We start from the raw sequence: 19,480 nt of genomic DNA, 5'->3' as shown, positions 1-19,480 counted from the left end.
CCTAAGCTCTGCCATCTTGGGTGGGCAGGGCGATGCTATCTAGGCGATCCACCTCTCTCTTGAGTTGCTGAAGTGTCGTGTATCCGCAGGCTGACAAAGAAGTTATTTCAATAATCATCCAAGCAACCCACTGGCTAAACTGAGCGACATTCTCTTCCGTAACATGCCGATGGTCACCTCGATGAACAGCTTGCGACCTCAAGTCATACAATTGGCTAATATTTTTCTTCGTCTCGCTATACTTATCTACATCAACAAATCTAAACCCACCAAATGTCAGAATGCTTGCAAGTCCAGACGAAACGCTGTGTGTTATACGTTCTCTTTCGAGAGAGAAGAACGCTTCTACGCAGCTCCAGTATTTTACCATTCTCATGACCAGTGCGGAATCGCGATGCGCATCGTAGAACCAGTATACCGCCCTTCCTATCGCCACTTCGACTTCAGTTTTTTCGGCTTTGTCCAAGATTGAGAATGCAAGTTGAATCATCTGCATCCCGTCCGAGTCTTGCGATAATTCAGCATCTACCGCAAAGGGCTGACCTCTAGGGAATGTATAGTTTGTAGTGAGAACTTTTTCGGTTTCGTCCCAAGACATCCATGCGGATCTCCCGAGAGCGTCTTCGGCTGTCATACCAGTACTTATCCGGAACCCCGCAGCGCCGTGTTCGTATTTTGAGGCGGCCGCAATCGCCAGCAGACCAATGGTTAATGCAGCATACTCGGAGAACATACGTCGCGCCACTTTGGCGGTGCCATATGCGGAGCCCAGGAGCCAAAGCCTGCCGCCACTTGCCTTGAGCAGCGAAGTGATCTCTGAAGAGTTGCAAGAAACTCCGGCCGACTCCAGCCAGCTAACCGGGTCACGCAATATCGTCATAGACCCAACTTGGTATGAACTCTCCTTGTTCAACACGGCTCCAGACACCGGAACCAGGAAATTATGGGATCGCATTTCGAGGTTCAGACAGGATGAGACGGCATCCAGAACTTCATTGGCGCTCTCAGGCATCTCCCGACGGCCCAGCCAGCCCTCAACTACTTTCCTCCATGCACCCCAGATGTCAGAGTATTCAGCCTTTCCCTCGAAATAATCGCATTTGTCTATCAACTCGACTGTTCTCTCGAAATTGGAAAGACCGTGGTCAGTCAGGTAGATAGTCTCCCCCGCTCCAGTTCTCAGTTCCCGCAATAACGTTTTATCTTTCGGAATATCCCCGATTGAACGCGGGACGATAAGGGATTTCGGTTTGAAGATCGCAGCCGCATATGAAAGAAGAACTCTCGATTGTTTTTGCGTTAGCTCCGTCATTGTTCCCCTCTAGGCAACGAAATCCCGAATCACGTTGGTCCATTAAATAGCACGATCCAACTTTCAGCCGCCTTGCCAGGCGCCAGCTGTGCGTGCAAAGCGTTAGCCGTGAGACTGAGCAACGTACCGATTCTGCAAAGAGAAAAATATGGCGATAGAGGATCATCCGCGGTTCGAGGAGTGGGATCGCGCGTTTCGGAAACTGCAAGACGCACATGAGCGCGTCAAACGCGAGGTCCAAAAGGGAGATAGCGGGCTGGTTGACGCCGCTAATCGGGATCTCAGGAAGGCGCAGCAAGAGTACGACGCGATAAGCGATCAACTTTGACAAGTTACCCGGCGTCGCTTGTGCGGCATTCTATGTTGATGTTCTGCGGCCAGCGCGGCTCTCAAACACACGATCAAGCCGCTCGTGAACGCCGTCGATTCTGTTGCCAACGCCTTCAATCGCGCGGAGCAATTGCGCCGTGCTCTCTTGAAGTCCTGCTTTGGTGGCGAACGTTTCGGCGGAGTGCACGCGATGTTGCGCTAGGTCAGCAGCGGCCTTGTCGGCCTTGTCTTCCGCAACTTTCACCTTGCTTTCTACCCGCCACCAGACGCCAGAAACCGCGCCAAACACCATGATAATGAATCCTACGAGCTCGGCGGTGATGGTCATCGACGCCCCCGAATGGCCGCGGCGATCGACTGAACGCCTGCGACGCCCGCGCCGGAGCCGAACACCGCCGCAATGATCTGTGTGGCGTAAGGCTTCACGCTCGGCGGCAGGTCGGCGATCTGGCCGTAGAACAGGAAGACGCTATCAAGGCAGATAGCGCCAAGCCAGAAGCCGACAGGTGCCGCGAATAGCGCCCACACGTACCAGAACACGCGCGACTGCATCGCGGTGGCGCGCGTCTCGGCCTCAGTCGCTATGTACTTGGCGATTGCCTCTCCAGCGACCTTTTGTCGTTCAGTTTCGTTGTCAATCGACCTATCGAGGGACGTGAGGATACGGTCGAGCGGGCCGTGTGTAACCCATTTGAGTAAGAGACTAAGCATTGCGCCTCGATTTAGGTTGTGTTGCTATCTGCACTCAACCTGAGTGCTGCTATGTTCGAAAATGAAGAGATCGACATCCCCTGCCCCGAGTGTGGACACGAGATCAGCAAAACGGTCGAATGGGTAAAGACAAACGATGAACTCGCGTGCAAAAGATGCGGGAGTGTCATTGAGTTGGAGAACGAGAAACATTTGCTCATTGTTGAGCATGTGACCCAGAGCATCACGAAACTCAGACGATCGCTCGCCAAGTTTCGGAAGGACGCTCGAGGCTCTCGGAGGCGGCGGTGAGCTCTGTCCGCCGCACTAGACCTTCGCCTCCTTGCCGCGCCTGGTGTTCCACCAGCGTTGAATGATGTCGCGGTTTCTCCAAGCCACGTAGCCAAGCGCCAGAACCAGCGAACCCGCCGCAATCCAGCCCCACGGCAAGCCGGCAGCGAACGCCAGCATGCCGCTGCCTACTGCGGAGCCGGCACCCTTCGTGGCCGCGTCTTTCAGCGCTGCAGCGTCGCGCCGTAGCTGGCTCAAAGTAGCTGGCCCGAGAATGCCGTCGGCCTCGAGATGCGGATGGGCTTTCTGGTAGGCGATGATAGCGTCGCGCGTTTTCTCGCCCATCCAGCCGTCGATAGCGCCGGGATTGAACCCCTTGGCGGACAGAATTTCCTGCGCTTCCTTGACGACTGGGTCAGCTTTCTTCGGCGGCTTGGCCGTCGATTCCTTGACTGCTCCGCCTACTGACGCGTACCGCCCATTCAGGAACAGTCCGGCCTCTTCCTTGCGGCGCCGCACGAGACCCGCCAACTTCTTGCCGCCTGCCCTGTTGTAGTGGCTGCCGAGATAGGCCGCGGCGCCTTTGACGTCGCCTGCGCGCCAAAGGTCGGCCCACGTCCAATCCATCGCGCCAGTGCCGAGGTTGTAGATTGCACTGACCGCGGCATCCATCTGGTTTTGGCTGCGGTTCTTTGGCGACGCGGCGACAACGGCAGGCTCGAATTCGTCGGCAAGCACTGCGGCGAAGATTTGGTCAGATTGCTCGGCCGTAATCTTCGTCTTTCCAGGCACGAGCTTCGTGATGCCAATTTTCTTCAAAGCCGCGCGCACCGCGGCGCTGCGCATCGTGAAGCCGCGCCCAATTGTAGGCTCGCTAACCGCATCGAGATAACAAGTCAGCGGGTTTCCTTCGTGGCCGCTCAAAAAAGCGCGCCCACGCTGCGACGTGGTCGTGATGGTCATGTTTTGGGGTTCCCGTGTTCGAGCTAGATCGAAGAGCCGAATGGCCCCTCACGTCGGCCGTGGTTAGTTTACTTAGCCGCCTCGCGCAGGGGCGCGGCGGTTAGAGGCCTAGCAGTCCCGCCGATCACGCGCGCGCTGGGCCTCGCCACTCTTGACTGCGCTCCGAAATGAGAACAAAATAAGAACATCGCAACGGAGGTTCTCATGAATCGCAGCGAAGAGGTTATTAAGCGCGCCCAGTCTGTCCTGGCATCATTGCGTGCAAAAAGGGAACGCGAGGCCCGGCGAAGAAAAGAGATCTTCGGCCGCATCGACACCAGCAAGCCGCTGCCAGTGCCGAGCCGAGGCGTGCAACTGAGTTTGAACCTGCAATGACTATGACTGCGAAGAAAGAACAGGCGACGGATCTAGACTGGGAAGTGGAAGCCGCCCTCGCCTGGCATGACGAAGATCCGCGCGCGACCATCGCTACGCTGCTTTTGGATTGCAGGCATTTGCGCGAGCATGTCGCTCGCCGAGGCCGCCATGAGCCGCGGTATAACGCGTGGATGGGTGCCGCAATATCAGCGGCCAGAATGAGCTCCTGCAAACCCCGCCGAAGCGGGGCTTTTCATTTTCGTCGCCTCAGAGGACGAAATAGTCCTTCGTCAGGGTAACAGCGTCATCCAAGTGGATCTTGAGATCGGCAACCTTATCGCCATTCACATCAGCGTAGATGTAGGTATCAGAAGCGAGCTTGTCGTAACGCAGTTCCCCGGCAACGCCCTTGAACGCCGCCGTGCCGACAAAGCTGAACGCTTGGTTACCCGTTAATTTCGTACTGGCATCGATCGCCGATAGGTCGATCTTGTCCAGTTCAGAAGGCATGAAGTCGTAGATCGAGTCGAACGATGCTCCGGCCGATTCGGAGAGTGCCTTGAAGACGAACCGATCGGCGCCGACGCCGCCGGTGAGAAGATCACGACCCGCGCCGCCATAAAGGAGGTCGTTGCCGCTATACCCGCCAAGCACATCATTGCCCGAGCCGCCGGTCAGCGCGTTGGAACTCGCGTTACCGTAGAGCTTGTCAGTATAGTTCGTGCCGATGAGGTTCTCGACCAGAGAGTAGACATCGCCCTTGGCGTCGTTGGTGTTCGCCGCAACGCTGGTGAGATTGGCGACCACGCCGATCGTCGCTGTCGCGTAGGAGACGGTGTCCGTGCCGCTGCTACCGTAGAGTGCGTCGGCGCCTGCACCACCGACAAGGACATCATTCCCTACCCCGCCGCTCAGTGTGTTGGCGCCGGCATTGCCATACAGTGTATCGTTGTAATTGGTACCCGTCAGGTTCTCGATCGAGATGTATTTGTCGCCCAAGGCATCGTTCGAGTTGATTGCCGAGTTCGCCAGGCTTGCGACGACGTTTCTCGTAGAGGTCGCGTAGGAGGCGGTGTCGACTCCAGTGCCGCCGTTGACCTCGTCACCTCCGGTCCCACCGATGATCGTGTCGTTGCCGGCGTAGCCCCAGAGGATGTCGTTTCCGCCGTTCCCGTTGATGATGTCATTGCCGTCAAAGGCCAAGAGCACATCAGCGAGATTGCCGCCGCTGATTGAGTCATTGCCCTTCAGGACCTCGGTGATTACTCCAAGGTCATCGCTCGTGCTGTAAGTGTTAGCCGCCGCAACAATCTTAGTCGCCGCGACGCTTCCGCCTTCCACGTAAAACAGCCGCTGGCCCCCATAAAAGGCAGCGTAGCTCGTCACCGTGCCCGCAATTGGCTCCCCATAGGCATTATAAGCGAACCCAGTGCCACGAAACTCCTCAACCGTTCCGTCGCCGTAGTTGACGCGGAACAGCGTTCCTGACTGCACATACGAAGACCCGTAATAGATCGCGCTGAAATCGAAGTCGCTCATATTGAGCGAGTAGTTCGACGCCACTGTAATTTTTGCCATGTATGCCCCCTTGCCCTGTGCAGCAGGAATAGAACAGTTTTAGGTTGCAGGCAACGAGGCTTCCGTGGGTGTGTCCGTTTGCCGCCTGAGTGGCATGCCCCACTGTAGCAATTCCACAACTTATTAGGGATGTCGTGCAGCCGCCACCAATTTCGGGGTGGCCTCTGCACTCCGAACCAGCTAGGAGCAGGCCACGGGTTATTAGAGGCTTCTTAAGATGGATTTTGAGCACAAGCAGGGCGATGATGAACGCCAGCCGAACTCCTCGGATGAGCAGAAGAGTTTCGACCCCTGGGAGGACCACTTCCGGCGCGACTATCATCCAGCTGACAAAGAATTCGAATACTAAGCCGCCCTGCCTATAGGACGGAATGGAAATGACCGTTCATCGCGACACGACCATGGACGAGTATTCTGCCATCAGGCGCTACTTCCTGACGATCGACGGGCCCGTGACCAACTTGGCAATGGGCGAGACATTGGCTGATCTGTTGACAACAGAATTCCTGACAGAAGGCGCCGAGCCAGCAGAGATGCTGGATCTCCATCATGCTGTGCTTCAGCTGGGCGAACAATGTGTGAAGGGCACAGAAACAAATTAGGACATGTGCCTGGAGAGGATGGGCCTACGTACTAACGCCATGGACCGTGCGCCGATGTCCTTTCTTTGCATTGGGGGAATATGGGGCGCACACATGGGGAATCGAATGGATCTCGGAGATTCAAGAAGACGGCACTGGCACGAACTTAACTTTTGGCTATGGGCGTTCATGCGGAATGCGGACGCCTATCTGTTGTCGAGCGCAGCGCTCGACCAAGAGTTCTCAAGTGAGGCTGTCGATTGGCAGGCGAGCGTCCGGAAGCATGAGTTCCTGATGCGCGAGTCAACGTTGGCGGCGCACCACTTTGTCACATCTATGGGCGTTCTCATCCGAGTTTTGAAACTCGCTCAGAACCTATTTCCAGAAGTCCAGCCCCCCTTCAGTCGCGCCAGTCATCTTCTGAAGGAGGGCAAAGAACTTCGTGACATGGTAGAACACGCGTATGGAAAGGGTGGCTACCTCACGGGTGGCGGGCATCATCCGGAAAGATTCATTCGGGAAGATGCCGGCATAGCCGCAGACGCTACGTCGACGATTATCAAAGATGGTAAGCATTGGCTTGGGAACCGTCTTTGCGTCGAGCACGTCATTGTCGAGGTTCAAGCCATCAAGGCCGCCGCTGATCGCATTAAACCGCCAAGGCCACGGTAATCTCTAGCGATCGAAGGACCTGGGCGGATCCATCATCTCTCCAATTCGCAGTGCTACCGAACTGTCTGCCAACGCAAGCTTTGCGGCCGCATCCACGAAGCTACATACTCGGTAACAGGCCGTGTCGATAGCCGCAGCGTTGGAGTATTCGTCAACAATTTCCTGGGCCGCGCGCCTGCCCCAGCTGCCAGCATCAAATTCGACACTCTGCTTTTCAATCATGTGGCGCTCTCCGTTAAAAAACTAATTGTTATGCCCTGAGACGTGAGACATCACCCCTGCACCTCGAGCTCAGCCACTTCGACAACGATCTGGTCGGCCGAGTTGCCCAGCACAACAGTCCCCGTAAATGACAGGTCCGAAGCGCTGGCTGTGTTCACCGCGGTAGCCGTATATCCGACTTTGGTCCTGTTTGTACCGATGCCGGCAAGCGCCCGAATTGTGCTTTTCTGCGTCGCGTTGCCGGTCAGATAGACAGTACCTTCAACATCAAAGCCCCCGTTGGCATCCGCTTCTAGCGCTGCACCGGTCAGAAGGGTGCCGCCTATCCGCATTTGGAAAGACTTGGTGCCGGCAGTTCCGGTGATCGTTCCGGCGCACCTGAACCTGATCGCCTTTCCGCGGTAGATCGAACTCGGCACGCTTGTGTAGAGGCCCGCATCAAGCGTTGCTGTGAACGCGGTTTGAACGGCCGTGCTCGCCGCTGTCGTGAAGGTCGTCGTGCTGCGTTCGATCGTGCGCCAATTGTTGGCGTTCTGCCCCGCGATGGAACCACTATCCACGATGCGGAGGTTTTCCGTGTTCGCATCCGCCGTACCGGTATTCCAGACTACGCCAGACGGGAACACGTTTGCGCTGGCGGCGCGGACTGCAACCGTGTTCCTCTTGAAGTTAGAGCCGTTCAGGTTGACGCGCGAATTAATGAGTACGTCGACGCCAACTGCGTTGTCCTCATAAGTGACGAAATCGCTGTGCCCTGTACTGCCCTCTTGAACCTGCAGGCCAGCCGTCGTGCAGTTGCGAATGAACGGCCCTTGGCCTACAGCGCCGGCGATCTGGTTGCCGATTTCCTGCTTGCAATTGAACAGAGTGCGTATACCGACCGCGCAAGCCTCTACAGCCCCGCCCTTCACCTCAATCTGAGAGTGGTTGTAGACGGCAAGGCCAATGTTGCAGGCATTCGTGTGAACGTTCTCCGTGCGCAGCCAGCAATGCCCGTCAGCGGCAATGCCGCCGCTCGATGAGCTGCCGTTGTAGTTCTGGAATTTGATATCCTTGGCCAGAACCTTGAGTTGGCGTTCCAGCTGAATTCCCACTGCTGCCGCCCCGGCTGCATCAAATATCGCCGTGGGATCAGGCTCGGGGTTGGTTGCCGGATCATAGCCGACATCGGGGCCTTGGATGGTCAGCATGTTGCGCATGGACATGCCGTTGGCCGTGTAATTGTCGGCGTCAGGATCAGTCTCGGTCTCGTTTGCAGGCCCAAGCCGAGCTGACCTCTGCGAAGCGGCAGAATACGTGCCTGCTGCGAGCTTGATCACCCACTTGCCATCCAGAGGCCAATAGTGCTTGAACGCGTCGAACGCGCCTTGCAGCGTGGAGAACGGCTGAGAAGACGATAGGCCGTCGTTTGACGCCGAGCCACCGGAGGCGGCGACATAGAGAATGTTTGCCTGTCCCTCCTTCGGAGCAACGGCGAATTGCGTTCCGACCTTTCGGATGGAGAGGTTGTCCACAGACAGGGTACTGCCGTCGATGACGGTAGCAAAATAAACCCTGTCAATTGGTTGGGTAACGGTTATCTGTTCCGTGTAAGTTCCGATCGCAGTCCGAAGTGTCGTGCTGTGGTAGGCGGTCGCTCCGACAGCCAAGCGTACGCGTATATCACCGCTGGTGTAAGCAGTGACCGTATACGTGATCTCATAGGTTTCCCCAACCACAAACGGGCCGGGCAAATTCTGATATAAGGTTTTGAAGGTGCCTGCGCCAGAGACAGACGCAACGCCGCTTCCGATTGACCAACCAGCCCCCACCACCCAATTAGTGCTACTTGCAAAGCCGCCGCCTATAATCAACTCTTCGCCAAGCCCGCTTCGCTTAATGATACCCGGGCCGAAGTGCCGCACACTGTGGAAGTTGGAAACGCTCGCCGTGGTGAGATAGGTATTGGTCCAATACACCTCATCGCCAGAAGCGAATGCGGAGGCAACCGTCGCTGCAGCAGCCGTTTGATCCGAGGTGGTGCCGTCGCCTAAAGCCCCGAACCACTCGGGGAAGACACGCCCGTCAAACTGCCGAACCCAAGCGCCAACGGTGGACGCAATGGCGTCGGCCTTGATGTAGACACCCTCGGAGGTGTCAGCGGTGATCTGCGACGAGAAATCACCAGTCGTCCACTTGAACACGCCCTCGCGGGCTGGCTCGCCGAGAAATGCGAGGGTTGTCACGGCCGTGTTTAAGGCCTTTAGCGCACTCCTGCTTGCAACATTCTTGAAGTTGACCCCGGCTGCCGCCGCTTCCGCAGCTGTCTTCGCCGCTTCGCAAGCAGCCAAAACAGCCGAGCTCGCCTGATCGCTCACAAGACGGAATGTCGACCCGGATACAATGCCAAGCACAATCATGCCGGCAGTCAGGCCGCCCGCAGCAACATCGTTGCCACTGTTCGTCTTGATGGTCAGCGGCGTTTCGCCGTTGAAGGAAACCGTTACTGCGCCAGTGTTGGCCTCAAAGATATTCATCCAGACCAACGCAGAGCCGCTGACCGGAATGCTCGTCGTCGCCTGAATGGCGTTAGCCGTACCGGCGCCTGCGTCGCTCGCGATAATGAACGAGAACGGCAAGTCGGCGCGCCGTACCCACGAACCCGTTCCAGAATCCCCAAGTTTCTGATAGACGCCATTGTTGGCAGCAACCGGATCACCGATCACCCACGCCATCGTTGAAGCCGTATAGCCCAGCGACACGTTGATGCTAGCAAGAGACGTGAAAAGTCGACCGTCGCTTGCCGTGAAGGCGTTGACTACGCCCTCGACCCATGCACCCCACGAACGGGCATTGTTCTTCTTGACTTTGTGCGACCCAGACGACGGCACGCCATCAGTTTCATAGTCGCGCCAGACTTCGGCTGCGGTGATAGCCATGCGTTCTCCATGTAAAGAAAAGGCCCGCGCGAAGGCGGGCCGGAAGATCGGTTTTTGGTGGTTGGCTTGGCGCTACAGCGGCGCGTCAGGTCACGACAAACGAGCCCGTCGCGACCGCCGTGCCTTCAACGCCAGACGGATTGATCGACCGCAGCCAGGCGTAATAAGTGCCGGCCGTCAAACTGGTAACGACGCGCAGGTCGGTAGCGCTTGGCGGCCCGTATTCTGTCGCAGCAAGCGTCGCCGTGCCCAAGTCGTTCACGGTGTTGATGTAGATGCGGCAAGCGAAGTAGTTGGCGCTGTTTGGTGCGGTCCACTGGAACTCAGCCTGCCCCGCCGACGGCGTTACAGACACGCCCGTAACCGGACCAGGTGCCACAGGATCCGCCGTAGCGGTCAGCAGCACATAGTCGGTCCATTCGGACTTAGACCCGCCGCCCCACGCCCGCAACCTGACTCGGTATTCCTCGCCATCGACGAGATAGCCGGAGCGCACTTGCGTCGCACCAGCGACCGAAAACACCGATTGCACGCCCGTCGAGCCGCTCGTGCGGTCGTATTCGAGTTCGTACGTCAGGGTGCTCGCAACAAAGTCCCACGTCGCATTGATGTATGCCGCCGTGGCGCCGCCCGAGACAACTTCCGTCTGGATGGACGCCGCGAAGTCAACCGGAACCGGCACGCCAGAGTCTGGCAACGGCTCGACTGATTCGCCAGGCTCGCCCTCCTCCGTCGCGGCGTTGAAATCGTACAACGACGGAGACACGAGAATCCCCGAGAACGAAATCCGCATGTTGCGCAGATCGATCGTCACGCTCGATGTTATTTCAACCGTCGCCTCAGCAAGTCCTCGCGACGGGTAATGCACCGTCACAAAGCGCCGGTAAGGAATGTCGCGCACGCCATCGGCGGTATAATCGGCAACCACCGACACCTTGCGAGCATTGGCACGAACGAACGTCAGCTTTTGCTTCCGCTGACAGTGGTTGTGGCTCTGGATTGCCGCATTCTCGAATGTCCGCGTGCGCTCCGTGTTGTCGTCAACAACGGCATAGGGATCGCCATAAATAGCCGCGTCCTCGGTGATGTAGTCCTTGGCGGTGTTCACATACCGCCCGCGTACACCGAGAACCGTGTTGGCGCGGCGCTTGTTCTTGTCGACGCGGATGCTGAAAATGCTATTCGCCGTTAGCCGCACGTCTGGCGTGACGAACTCGCCGGCATGCACACCAATCTTACCGTCGGCGCGCTCGTAGACGACCATTTCGGCCGCCTCGTCCATGATGCGGCCAACTTCAATTGGGTCGTTGCTGGCGCGGAACCAGAAACCGCCGTGATAGCGCTTCTCCGTGCCGCCAGTGCGATTGGTTACGTTCTGGTCGCAAACGTTTGCTGCGTTGGCCCAGTCTGGCAGGTGCATGTTCTCGTAAGACATCTTGCCGCCAACCGGATGGCATAGGTGCCAGAGCCGCATTAGCGAAAGGTTCTTCGAGAACTCCCACGTATTCTGGTTGGTGTAGCGATGCGATCCCGATCCGCCCGCTTGTGTCGAATCTTTTCGCGGGTCGTATAGCCGAGCGCCGTCGCCGACTGCGGAGTGCTCCGGCATCTGGTTCGGGAAGACGTCGAGAAATTCTTTCTTGTCGACGGTCGCGACCTTCATCATAACGGACGCGAGTCCGTCGCCGCGGCAGTTGTTGTTCCAGATCGTCGGGAAGGCTGTGACTACTTCGGAATGAGCCGTCTCGGCGTTCAGGCCGAGCTTCGTCTTGATGTGGACGAAACTTACCCCGTCCTTGTCGTAGTGGCCGGGGTCGGTGACGCCGCCGTCTACATTCAGCGTGACTTTGTCATCGTGCAGATAGTGCTGCACGTAACCTTGTATGCGGTGACCAGCCCAAACCATGATGTGGTAGGCAACGCCGCCGACCTCTTCTAGAAAGACGTAGTCGCTGCCCTTCTTTGTGCGCCCAAGCACGTACGGAAGAGACGGCACGCTTTGCTTCAGATTGTAGCTGCCATCGTCGGGCTTCGGCACTTCCGGCTTGGAGGCAAACGCGCCTTGAATGAAGCTGGCACCGAGCGTCAGGCCGGCCGTAATTGCTGCATACGTGCCGAGATAAAGAGCGTTCGCCGCAAAAGTCGTGGTCGCAAGCGACGACACGATCAACGCGATGCTGTCGATAATTCCAGGCAATCTCGCCCCCTTGCTAGATATGCCACGCAGCCAAAGTGCGCGCCGTCATCCGGCCGAATCCGCCGTGCATGCGCACGAGCCAGCCGCTGCCGTCATGGATGGCGCCGAATTGGCGATGGATATTGGTTGGGCTGCCGATGACGCCGATTGCGCCGCGCTGCGGGTGTTGTATGCGCTTGCCGCCTCGTGGGATGCACGTAGCGACCAGAGAGGGAACACTGCCCGCCGCAGCTATGATCGCGCGAAAGCCTTCGTCGCTGTCGTAGGCGCCGCGCAGGTGCGTCGCTGGGTCCGGATGACCAAGCCAAATAGCCCAGTCAGCGAGCACCATGCAGCAGTCGACGTGGCCTGGTTGCCATTGGCGGGTGTTATTGTTGGCGAGGAAGGCAGCCAGCGTGTCCGCAATTTGCGGATCGTCGGCTGCTACCAGTTCGGCCATTTAATCGTCTGATCCCGCATCAGCGGCACGCGCTTGCAGAACTCGTCGTCGGCTGCCGATGGATTCAGCAACGCAGACCGTGCTCGCTGGTCGACGTCCGAAAGCACCGCACCGTTAGTGACTGTGCGCAGCGTGAATCGGTTCGTGACCTCAAGGTTTACGACTGACTTGATGCCGTCTGCAGTGGATTCGTCGGCAACATCGAGGTTGTCGATCTCGCCGGTAAACACCACGATCGGGTCGCCGTCGGGCTGTTCGTCCGCGTCAAGGATCTGCAACTTCACAACGAACGGGGAGCCTTGCACGCTCGTCGCCTCGTCATAATCCCAGATGCTATCGGCAGCCGACTGGCTCACAGAGATGAGCGACAGCGCGAGCGTGAACGCCTCGCCGTTGATCGCCGCCTCGATCGACTGCAGCGCGTCCTCCGTGAACTGCGCCGGCCGATAGAAGTTACCATCGCCGTCGACGAACGTGCCGCCTGAGCCGTCCCAGACGCGGATTGTCTCCTCCGGCAACTCGACGTCGCAGAGGATGCGCAATGACTTTATGGCCATGTGTTACCTATGCCAGCCGTTAATATGCGACCTGCCCGCCACTCTTGTTTACGGCAGCCGTTCATAAGCTCGACCAGTAATCCACCGCCTCCACAAACGAGACAGATGGCAGCGAAAACTTCCCGATCGCGTTCTGGTCGATGTCCATGCCGCGGTCTTCGGCTAGGTGGCAAAGGCACGTCGGTTGGTCGAACTCGATATCGGCGCCGGCAGGAATTAGCTCGCGCACCGAAGGCGAGATCGGCACGGTCCAGATATCGCCGTCTATGCTGGTGACTGGTCCGGTCTCATAGAGGGCGTGGTTGTAGCTGAATCTGACACCAACAAGATTGGCGTCGGCATTGATGATGCGCAGTCGGATGGACGTTGCGCCAACCGCAGTAACGCCGTCGGTCACGACCGAAATGGCGCCCTGCGTGTACGGCGTATCGTCGTCAAACGGCGAGTCGTCGCTGTGCTCTGCCTCGATGACAGGCTCAAACCTGCCGGAGACGTACGGCGCCGACAGGCTGGAGCGAACGCGAACCGCGATTAAGCCGGATCTGCCGCCGAGTTTTTGGCGGATGGCTTGCCAGGTTTGCCAGGCTTCGCGCCGGTTGTTGCGCATGACAATATTTGAGTATTCTAGGCTCCAGAATCCCAAATCCGTGCGGGTACTTGGTTCGATGCCGCCGAGCGTTCTGCCGCCGCTCCTCGAGAAAGGCACGAGGTTGGCGGAAGCCTGTTGTGGCCTTAAGGTGCAGAGCGGCCATTGTAGAATCTGAGCCATCAGCGCCACTCCCCACCCGCCTTTTCGGACTGATATTTCGCCATCGTGGGCACGACGCGTTTGTTTGATTCCGCGACAGCCACATTCACAATCGTGCCGCTTGCAGTCTGGATTCTCTGATCTGCGATATCAGCCATGCGACCCGAGTCATCCTGCAGGACGACGGTCACCACATCATTCGACTTCGCAGTTGCTTGCGGAATTCGCGGCTCCATGATCTTGACGGGAATGTTTCGCCCATCAGGGAGAGGAACTGCTGCCTCCGGACCTGCCTCACCAAATATTGCAGCGGTGTTCGACACCCCGCCCCGCGCAAAGGTCTTCAACGGTTGCGGTCTGCCGTGAGCAGCTACGCCGCCTTTAGCAAAGCCAAAAATGCTGCCGAGGCCACTGAACAGACCACCAAAGATGCCACCACCAGCGCCCTCGAATATGCTGTTGAGGGCAATGTCGAGTAGCTTGTCTGCGATTTTTCCGAGTGCGTTAGCAAGGGCGTCGCTCGCGGACTTTCCAGACTGCAAGTCCTTGATGAAGCCCCCCATGACATCCTTGCCGAGCGACTTCATGTCGTCGGATGTCTGCCTGGCAAATTCCTGGCTTTCTGCCAGCCTGTTAGATGCAACAGTTGCCTGTGCGTAGCCTTCGGCGAGCTCGTCTATCTTGGTCCGCAGTTCCGGCGTGATTTCAAGTCCAGCCTGCTGCGCCGCATTGAGCAGTTCCTGCGTAGCGCTGGCTTTTGTGATCGCGTAATCGTAGTCATCGATAAGCGGATTGACGGCTGCCTGCGCAGCCGTCTCGGCCTGCAGCGCAGCAGTGCGTTCCTTGATCTGCTCTATTTCGCGCTGGAAATCGTCGCCCCCGCCTCGTCCACCGCCACTGCCCCTGCGACCGCCACTTCCGCCACCCGCGCCGCCGATTCCGCCACCAAACCCAGCAGTGTTTCGATCATCTCCGCCAACAGGAGGCAGCGGATTAAATGGCTGCTGATTTATTTCGCGAGTGGCCGCTCGTGCATTTGCCTGGTCCCTAATTGAGCCGAGAGCATCGCGAACTCTCGTCCTTGCCGTGTTCGCCATTGCATCGGCATATGCTGCGCCGGCAGCCTTCCCAGCGCCTGCATAGCTATTTTCGATGCGGCCCAGTTCTACCGCGCCGACTTCGCCGATGACTTTGACGTCTGCAGGACGCGTGTTCGGGTCCATGCCAGAGCCGACCGCGCCACCCGTACCAATCAGCGTCGCTGCAGCACTGGCTGCTCCGTTTATGGCGCCAATCGCTTGGTTTACGCCAGCGACGACTTTGTTGATGGCGGACTCGACAAGGCCGATCATCGAGTTCATTGCGTTCACGACCGCCTCGGCAATCGCGCCTGGCAACTTCGTGAATGTCGTCACGAGCGTGTCGTAGACCAGCACAAAGGAGTTGATTATCTGGTCCGCAGCAGTGACGGCGAAATCAGCGAGATCAGACCAGGAAACCTCTGCCCCGCCGAGCGCATCGGAGATAATATTTGCGATTGCTAGGAACGTGTCAGAAATGACGGCCGAGACCTCGACAACGCCGTTTTTAATGCCGTCCCAAACTACAGCCGCGTAGTCTTGCAGATTGGCAAGATCGCCCTGTATCGGCTGGATGCCATCGCCAAATGCCGATAGTGCAAAAGCTGCAGCTCCGATTGCTGCGGCGATGGCAACAAATGGATTTGCAAGTGCCGCCACGCCGGCAATGACCGCTCCCCTGCCGAACGTCGCAGCCAAAACGAGGCCCGCCGCGGCTGCCGCGTTAGCGACTGAATCGATGTTGCTGGCGAGCGCACCAAGAATGTTGGCGATCGTCTGCGTGACGCCGTAAGCCTCGGCTTGAGTACCGATGTACTGCGTCAGATTGTTGCGCAGTTGGGTGAAGCTGTCGCCAATGGTGGCATTGGTTGCCGCGAACTGAGCCTCAATCGGCTTCTGCGCATTCAGGATAGCCTTGAACACGCGATCCGAAGTGAGGGCACCCTCCGCGCCCAAATCCTTAAGGCCGGAGATGGTAACACCGAATTCGTCGGCGATCGCCTTTGCGATTAGCGGCGCATTCTCGCGCAGCGACCGCAGTTCGTCGCCCTGCAGAACTCCGGAGCCGAGCGCCTGACCCAACTGCAGAATGCCGGCCGCCTGCTCACTCGCAGATGCACCGCCCGCCTTGAACGCCTTGGACACAATGGTCGTGGCGCGTGCGATTTCCTCTTCCGACTTGGCGACGCCAGATGCAGACCTGATGAGGCTGGCATACAAGTCGACATAATCGCCAAGTGCAACGCGAGCTTCGTTCGCTCCGTCCTTCAGGGCATCAAGCGATCGTGCTTGCACACCTGCCGATTGGGCTGCTGCCCTGACCTTGTTGCCGGCTTCCGTCCACGCATCAACGTATTGCGTGATTTCGCGCGTGCCGAGGCCAACGCCGCCAATGGCTACGCCGCCCTTGAGCATATTTGCGAATGATGCAGTGACGCTTTTATTCAGATCCTTGAAGCGCTTGTCGATCGCCCTGGCTCGTTGGTTGGCTACGTTGTTCGCCCTATTGAGCGCGTTCTCAAATGCCTTCGTGCGCGCCTCGAGCGAGACGATAAGACGCTGCATGTCATCAGTGGCCATCGTCACCGACCTTCGCTAATGTGCTGTTATGCTTTGGGAGACACCTGCCGACAAACTCAGCCGGCAGCCACTATGGCGGTAGCCGCTAAAAGCCCTCGATGCCCATCTCGGAGAGCCGGTCTTCGCTGATGGATCCGCCCTTCGGCTTTGCGCCGTTGGCTTCAGCAAATCCCTGTGTCGCGCACGCGAATTCAAACATCGTCATGGCGCCGATATCGAGGTGCAGGACACCGGCCCATTTATAGAGCGCGGCCCAATCGATCTTCCCCCGCGGCAGCGACTTTATTCGGCCGCTACCGCGCTCGGCTCCCCCTGATCGGTATCATCCTCGCCGCCGTAAAGCGCAGCCATAAGAATGGCCTGCGCAGTGAGGACGGATTCGGTGAGCGGACGATCTTCGACGTGCCGCTTAACCAGCTTGCGGGCGGCTTCTTTTTCCAGTCCGCCCCCCTCCAGGCCCAATCTGATTGGCTGGATCACGTCGTCAACTCGCCATTGATTGGATCCGAGACGAGCCAACACCCAAGCGGGTCCTGCGTCGCACTTGTCCTCAAGAGCGCGCAGTAGATCGATCGTGAGCAGGAAAGCGTGCTCGCCGCCTGCCCACGTTAGGTCAACCCCTCTGGCCATGCACCACTACGCCTTGTTCGTGCGCTGCGGCGTGCCGTCGAACTGGATCTCGACCTCAGCCGATACCTTCTGCCCCTTGGTGCGGGTATTGGTAAGCTGCGTCAGAAGTGCCGGCCCAGCCTCGACCTCGATATCGCCGGTCGCTGCCTTGGTGTCGCGCAACCGAATGTTCTTCGTTGCCGAGGAATAAAACCATTCCTTCAGTTTGGATTGCGAAGACTGAGCCCACACGCCAGTGCCCGACACGGAAACTTCAATCGAGCGAACCTGCTTCTCGATGCTGAGAGGTTTGGATTCGTCGTCGCAGTCCGGGATTTCTGCGGTATCGACGTTTGCCTGCCTCGAAATGGTCACGTCAATGAGGCCGCAAACAGCGGTGTAAACGCCGGCAGCGCCGACAGGATCGAACTCGACGTCGAGGATCAGTTCTTCGAATTTCTCAGTTACAGCATTAGCCATGCGGCCGTTCCTTTCGGCAAAGAAAAAGCCGCGCTAGGCGGCTGGTGTTTTGGTTGATTTTGGTTGCCGCTTGGGAGGCGGCCTAACTTCTGTCGCCTTGCCAGCCACGACTGCGGCGTCGACGACATCACGCGGCCATTGCTGCGGGCCGCCTGTGCTTATTGAGAACGCCACAGCTTGCAGCGGACGGCGGTCGTATTCGAATGGTTCATGGAAGACGGCCCATGCCATCACGGCTCCTCGACCACTGCGCGCACTTGGACGACGCCATGCGTGCTGAGTCCATCCGGGTCAGAAAAGACGCGAGTCGTGTCGACCCAAATGTCCACCAGCGCATTCTCCGTGAGTGCGAGAGGCCGCCGATGCAGCGCCTTCCGGACAAGGTCTACCAGACGCTTGCACTCGACCTTACCGACAGCGCGCGACCACACATGGATAGTGGTGTTCTTCTCCAGGCCGGTGATGCATTCGGCATCGTCCTCAACGTCATCAGTTTCGCCGAGAACGATGTAGGCCGTTTTCTCTGTATTGCCGGCGGCATCGACAGGGCCAAATGGCTTCTCCGGCACACGGTCATAGACGCCATAAGCTAGCGCCATTATCGCGCTGTCAGCCTTGAGCGTGTCGTAATAAAGCTTTTGGAGTTCCGCGGCACTGCTCATTTATCCACCCGTCGCGGCGTCTTTGATCGCCTTGTTGATGGTGCGCGTGACGCGACCGCGAACTCTCTTGCGGACGGCCCTGTAGCCAGGCCAGAAGAACGGCTGTGCCGCAGTGCCTGGATGCTCACTCCCGGCGAACATTCCGCCGTTGGTATGCGGCGCCGTGCCGAATTCCACCAGATGCGCGTAACGCACGCGAGTGTTGCCGGCCGTGACGATTGCCTCTTCAGGTCCCGCCGTGCGCGATCCGCCCGGCTGGGAATACGGCGGAGTCGTCCCGCCAGGCGGCGTCACGTGGATGCTATCCTTGAGTTCGCCATCATCGACAGGTGCGAGAGCGCGCTGCACAGCCGCAATCTCGTTCGCGCCTTGGACGACAGCAGCCTTGGCTGCGTCTTTCGCCGCCTGCGGAATGCGCCTCAGTTTCTTGGTCAACCGTGACAAGCCGATAATCGCCATTAGGTCGCCACTCCGCCTTCCGCAAGCATTTCGAGATAGCCGCGATTGTCACTTTCCTTCGGATTTTCCCGAAGGTTGTAGACACGACCGTCTCTTGTATCGACAGCACGCCAATCCGCGGTCACAGTCCGCGCCCGCGCGCTATTGCGGATTGTGATTATCACTGGCTGCCTACTCTCAAGGCGGGCAGCCATGACCGTCTCACCTCCACGCAGCCACACGCGATGGGCGGCTTCGGTGAATTGCAGCACCCACGTCGATACGGTGTTGCCGTACTGATCCTCTTGCCCTTCGCGTTTCTCGAAGCGGAGGCGCCGGTCTAGTTTGCCTCCGCCGATCATCAGAGCGTCACACCGGGAATTTGGATGTCGAGCGAAAGGATCGTCGTCGACTTAGCGAGGCCAAGCAGAACGACATCGTCGCCTGAAAGAACATCAGAAAGCGGAGCGATGCCGCCAGGATTTGGCGACAGGTAATAGGCGGTGCCCGCCACCAGCGTTCCGCCGATGGTGATGTCACCTGACTTCTGAATCGCAAGCGGTTGGCCGTTGCTGGCGCCGTTGAGCGCCACCCCGATGGGGCGCTTCACTGCGGCGGTGGCGCTGTCGGCATCAGCCAGTTCATACTTGCCCGTGGCTGTGTTCTTGTAGACCACCTGACCCGCCGTCACAGTGGTTCCGGCCGTGCCGTGTTCCACGACGGCGTTGTTGCTCACCGCAACGTTCGCGGCGGTAATCGAAATATCTGCCAATGGA

Annotated in this window: 21 protein-coding genes and 1 pseudogene; 4 read left to right on the top strand and 18 right to left on the bottom strand. The window is 58.3% G+C overall.

Annotated elements, in window-relative coordinates; translation table 11 throughout:
* Position 1: 1 nt before the first annotated feature.
* From ILFOPFJJ_RS07490 to ILFOPFJJ_RS07475, 4 genes are all read right to left on the bottom strand, one after another.
* Entirely contained in the window at positions 2-1,312 is a 1,311-nt protein-coding gene (locus ILFOPFJJ_RS07490) for a HEPN domain-containing protein (protein WP_173509891.1), read from the bottom strand.
* A 358-nt stretch (positions 1,313-1,670) separates the two neighbouring features.
* A complete protein-coding gene (locus tag ILFOPFJJ_RS07485; RefSeq protein ID WP_173509890.1) occupies positions 1,671-1,970 on the bottom strand; it encodes a hypothetical protein in 300 nt (99 codons plus the stop codon).
* A complete protein-coding gene (locus ILFOPFJJ_RS07480; RefSeq protein WP_173509889.1) occupies positions 1,967-2,353 on the bottom strand; it encodes a hypothetical protein in 387 nt (128 codons plus the stop codon). The genes ILFOPFJJ_RS07485 and ILFOPFJJ_RS07480 overlap by 4 nt, the downstream gene beginning before the upstream one ends.
* Before the next feature lie 306 nt (positions 2,354-2,659).
* Complete coding sequence (locus ILFOPFJJ_RS07475; protein ID WP_173509888.1) at positions 2,660-3,586, bottom strand: glycoside hydrolase family protein; 927 nt, start codon at positions 3,584-3,586, stop codon at positions 2,660-2,662.
* Between the two features lie 204 nt (positions 3,587-3,790).
* Here ILFOPFJJ_RS07475 and ILFOPFJJ_RS07470 point away from each other — a divergent pair, with 204 nt between their 5' ends.
* A complete protein-coding gene (locus ILFOPFJJ_RS07470) occupies positions 3,791-3,961 on the top strand; it encodes a hypothetical protein (RefSeq protein ID WP_173509887.1) in 171 nt (56 codons plus the stop codon).
* Positions 3,958-4,165: pseudogene (locus ILFOPFJJ_RS34940) on the top strand (hypothetical protein). Before ILFOPFJJ_RS07470 ends, ILFOPFJJ_RS34940 begins: the two are co-directional and overlap by 4 nt.
* A 45-nt stretch (positions 4,166-4,210) precedes the next feature.
* Here ILFOPFJJ_RS34940 and ILFOPFJJ_RS07465 read toward each other — a convergent pair.
* The gene (locus ILFOPFJJ_RS07465) at positions 4,211-5,521 is read right to left on the bottom strand and encodes a calcium-binding protein (RefSeq protein ID WP_246299486.1); all 1,311 of its coding nucleotides are present in this window, start codon (positions 5,519-5,521) and stop codon (positions 4,211-4,213) included.
* Positions 5,522-5,898: 377 nt separating this feature from the next.
* On the opposite strand from ILFOPFJJ_RS07465, the gene ILFOPFJJ_RS07460 reads away from it, so the two are divergent.
* Positions 5,899-6,123: a hypothetical protein gene (locus ILFOPFJJ_RS07460; protein ID WP_173509886.1), complete on the top strand. Its 225-nt coding sequence runs from the start codon at positions 5,899-5,901 to the stop codon at positions 6,121-6,123.
* Between the two features lie 105 nt (positions 6,124-6,228).
* Positions 6,229-6,774, top strand: coding sequence for a hypothetical protein (locus tag ILFOPFJJ_RS07455; protein ID WP_173509885.1), 546 nt, complete (start codon positions 6,229-6,231; stop codon positions 6,772-6,774).
* A gap of 3 nt (positions 6,775-6,777) precedes the next feature.
* Here the strand turns inward: ILFOPFJJ_RS07455 and ILFOPFJJ_RS07450 are convergent, their stop codons facing one another.
* The 13 genes from ILFOPFJJ_RS07450 to ILFOPFJJ_RS07390 all read right to left on the bottom strand — a co-directional run bounded on the left by ILFOPFJJ_RS07450 (position 6,778) and on the right by ILFOPFJJ_RS07390 (position 19,476).
* Positions 6,778-6,996 (bottom strand): hypothetical protein, encoded by a 219-nt coding sequence (locus tag ILFOPFJJ_RS07450; protein ID WP_173509884.1) that lies wholly within the window; start codon positions 6,994-6,996, stop codon positions 6,778-6,780.
* Between the two features lie 50 nt (positions 6,997-7,046).
* Entirely contained in the window at positions 7,047-9,914 is a 2,868-nt protein-coding gene (locus ILFOPFJJ_RS07445) for a hypothetical protein (protein ID WP_173509883.1), read from the bottom strand.
* Positions 9,915-9,999: 85 nt separating this feature from the next.
* Positions 10,000-11,952, bottom strand: a complete 1,953-nt coding sequence (locus ILFOPFJJ_RS07440; protein WP_312032681.1) for a phage tail protein — start codon at positions 11,950-11,952, stop codon at positions 10,000-10,002.
* A gap of 172 nt (positions 11,953-12,124) precedes the next feature.
* Complete coding sequence (locus tag ILFOPFJJ_RS36440; protein ID WP_173509881.1) at positions 12,125-12,550, bottom strand: DUF6950 family protein; 426 nt, start codon at positions 12,548-12,550, stop codon at positions 12,125-12,127.
* Positions 12,535-13,107 carry a hypothetical protein gene (locus ILFOPFJJ_RS07430; RefSeq protein WP_173509880.1) on the bottom strand — a complete coding sequence of 191 codons (573 nt, stop codon included), beginning with the start codon at positions 13,105-13,107 and terminating at the stop codon, positions 12,535-12,537. Before ILFOPFJJ_RS07430 ends, ILFOPFJJ_RS36440 begins: the two co-directional genes overlap by 16 nt.
* Before the next feature lie 61 nt (positions 13,108-13,168).
* Positions 13,169-13,876 (bottom strand): hypothetical protein, encoded by a 708-nt coding sequence (locus ILFOPFJJ_RS07425; RefSeq protein WP_173509879.1) that lies wholly within the window; start codon positions 13,874-13,876, stop codon positions 13,169-13,171.
* Positions 13,876-16,515, bottom strand: coding sequence for a tape measure protein (locus tag ILFOPFJJ_RS07420; protein ID WP_173509878.1), 2,640 nt, complete (start codon positions 16,513-16,515; stop codon positions 13,876-13,878). The genes ILFOPFJJ_RS07425 and ILFOPFJJ_RS07420 overlap by 1 nt, the downstream gene beginning before the upstream one ends.
* 282 nt (positions 16,516-16,797) lie before the next feature.
* Positions 16,798-17,145 carry a gene transfer agent family protein gene (locus tag ILFOPFJJ_RS07415; RefSeq protein WP_173509877.1) on the bottom strand — a complete coding sequence of 116 codons (348 nt, stop codon included), beginning with the start codon at positions 17,143-17,145 and terminating at the stop codon, positions 16,798-16,800.
* A gap of 6 nt (positions 17,146-17,151) precedes the next feature.
* Positions 17,152-17,604: a phage tail tube protein gene (locus ILFOPFJJ_RS07410; protein WP_173509876.1), complete on the bottom strand. Its 453-nt coding sequence runs from the start codon at positions 17,602-17,604 to the stop codon at positions 17,152-17,154.
* 230 nt (positions 17,605-17,834) lie between these two features.
* Entirely contained in the window at positions 17,835-18,266 is a 432-nt protein-coding gene (locus ILFOPFJJ_RS07405) for a DUF3168 domain-containing protein (protein ID WP_173509875.1), read from the bottom strand.
* Positions 18,267-18,725, bottom strand: a complete 459-nt coding sequence (locus ILFOPFJJ_RS07400) for an HK97-gp10 family putative phage morphogenesis protein (RefSeq protein WP_173509874.1) — start codon at positions 18,723-18,725, stop codon at positions 18,267-18,269.
* Positions 18,725-19,066, bottom strand: coding sequence for a phage head closure protein (locus tag ILFOPFJJ_RS07395; RefSeq protein WP_173509873.1), 342 nt, complete (start codon positions 19,064-19,066; stop codon positions 18,725-18,727). The genes ILFOPFJJ_RS07400 and ILFOPFJJ_RS07395 overlap by 1 nt, the downstream gene beginning before the upstream one ends.
* Positions 19,066-19,476 (bottom strand): hypothetical protein, encoded by a 411-nt coding sequence (locus ILFOPFJJ_RS07390; protein ID WP_173509872.1) that lies wholly within the window; start codon positions 19,474-19,476, stop codon positions 19,066-19,068. Before ILFOPFJJ_RS07390 ends, ILFOPFJJ_RS07395 begins: the two co-directional genes overlap by 1 nt.
* Between the last annotated feature and the right edge of the window lie 4 nt (positions 19,477-19,480).

The sequence above is a fragment of the Sinorhizobium psoraleae genome, assembly GCF_013283645.1.
Classification (GTDB): Bacteria; Pseudomonadota; Alphaproteobacteria; order Rhizobiales; family Rhizobiaceae; genus Sinorhizobium; species Sinorhizobium psoraleae.
The sequence above is the reverse complement of the archived record's forward strand: the minus strand, read 5'-3'. Positions and strand labels throughout refer to the sequence as shown.

Coding starts and splice junctions, on each gene's coding strand:
- ILFOPFJJ_RS07490 (WP_173509891.1), bottom strand. CDS start 1,312: ATGACGGAGCTAACGCAAAAACAATCGAGAGTTCTTCTTTCATATGCG.
- ILFOPFJJ_RS07485 (WP_173509890.1), bottom strand. CDS start 1,970: ATGACCATCACCGCCGAGCTCGTAGGATTCATTATCATGGTGTTTGGC.
- ILFOPFJJ_RS07480 (WP_173509889.1), bottom strand. CDS start 2,353: ATGCTTAGTCTCTTACTCAAATGGGTTACACACGGCCCGCTCGACCGT.
- ILFOPFJJ_RS07475 (WP_173509888.1), bottom strand. CDS start 3,586: ATGACCATCACGACCACGTCGCAGCGTGGGCGCGCTTTTTTGAGCGGC.
- ILFOPFJJ_RS07470 (WP_173509887.1), top strand. CDS start 3,791: ATGAATCGCAGCGAAGAGGTTATTAAGCGCGCCCAGTCTGTCCTGGCA.
- ILFOPFJJ_RS07465 (WP_246299486.1), bottom strand. CDS start 5,521: ATGGCAAAAATTACAGTGGCGTCGAACTACTCGCTCAATATGAGCGAC.
- ILFOPFJJ_RS07460 (WP_173509886.1), top strand. CDS start 5,899: ATGACCGTTCATCGCGACACGACCATGGACGAGTATTCTGCCATCAGG.
- ILFOPFJJ_RS07455 (WP_173509885.1), top strand. CDS start 6,229: ATGGATCTCGGAGATTCAAGAAGACGGCACTGGCACGAACTTAACTTT.
- ILFOPFJJ_RS07450 (WP_173509884.1), bottom strand. CDS start 6,996: ATGATTGAAAAGCAGAGTGTCGAATTTGATGCTGGCAGCTGGGGCAGG.
- ILFOPFJJ_RS07445 (WP_173509883.1), bottom strand. CDS start 9,914: ATGGCTATCACCGCAGCCGAAGTCTGGCGCGACTATGAAACTGATGGC.
- ILFOPFJJ_RS36440 (WP_173509881.1), bottom strand. CDS start 12,550: ATGGCCGAACTGGTAGCAGCCGACGATCCGCAAATTGCGGACACGCTG.
- ILFOPFJJ_RS07430 (WP_173509880.1), bottom strand. CDS start 13,107: ATGGCCATAAAGTCATTGCGCATCCTCTGCGACGTCGAGTTGCCGGAG.
- ILFOPFJJ_RS07425 (WP_173509879.1), bottom strand. CDS start 13,876: ATGGCTCAGATTCTACAATGGCCGCTCTGCACCTTAAGGCCACAACAG.
- ILFOPFJJ_RS07420 (WP_173509878.1), bottom strand. CDS start 16,515: ATGGCCACTGATGACATGCAGCGTCTTATCGTCTCGCTCGAGGCGCGC.
- ILFOPFJJ_RS07415 (WP_173509877.1), bottom strand. CDS start 17,145: ATGGCCAGAGGGGTTGACCTAACGTGGGCAGGCGGCGAGCACGCTTTC.
- ILFOPFJJ_RS07410 (WP_173509876.1), bottom strand. CDS start 17,604: ATGGCTAATGCTGTAACTGAGAAATTCGAAGAACTGATCCTCGACGTC.
- ILFOPFJJ_RS07405 (WP_173509875.1), bottom strand. CDS start 18,266: ATGAGCAGTGCCGCGGAACTCCAAAAGCTTTATTACGACACGCTCAAG.
- ILFOPFJJ_RS07400 (WP_173509874.1), bottom strand. CDS start 18,725: ATGGCGATTATCGGCTTGTCACGGTTGACCAAGAAACTGAGGCGCATT.
- ILFOPFJJ_RS07395 (WP_173509873.1), bottom strand. CDS start 19,066: ATGATCGGCGGAGGCAAACTAGACCGGCGCCTCCGCTTCGAGAAACGC.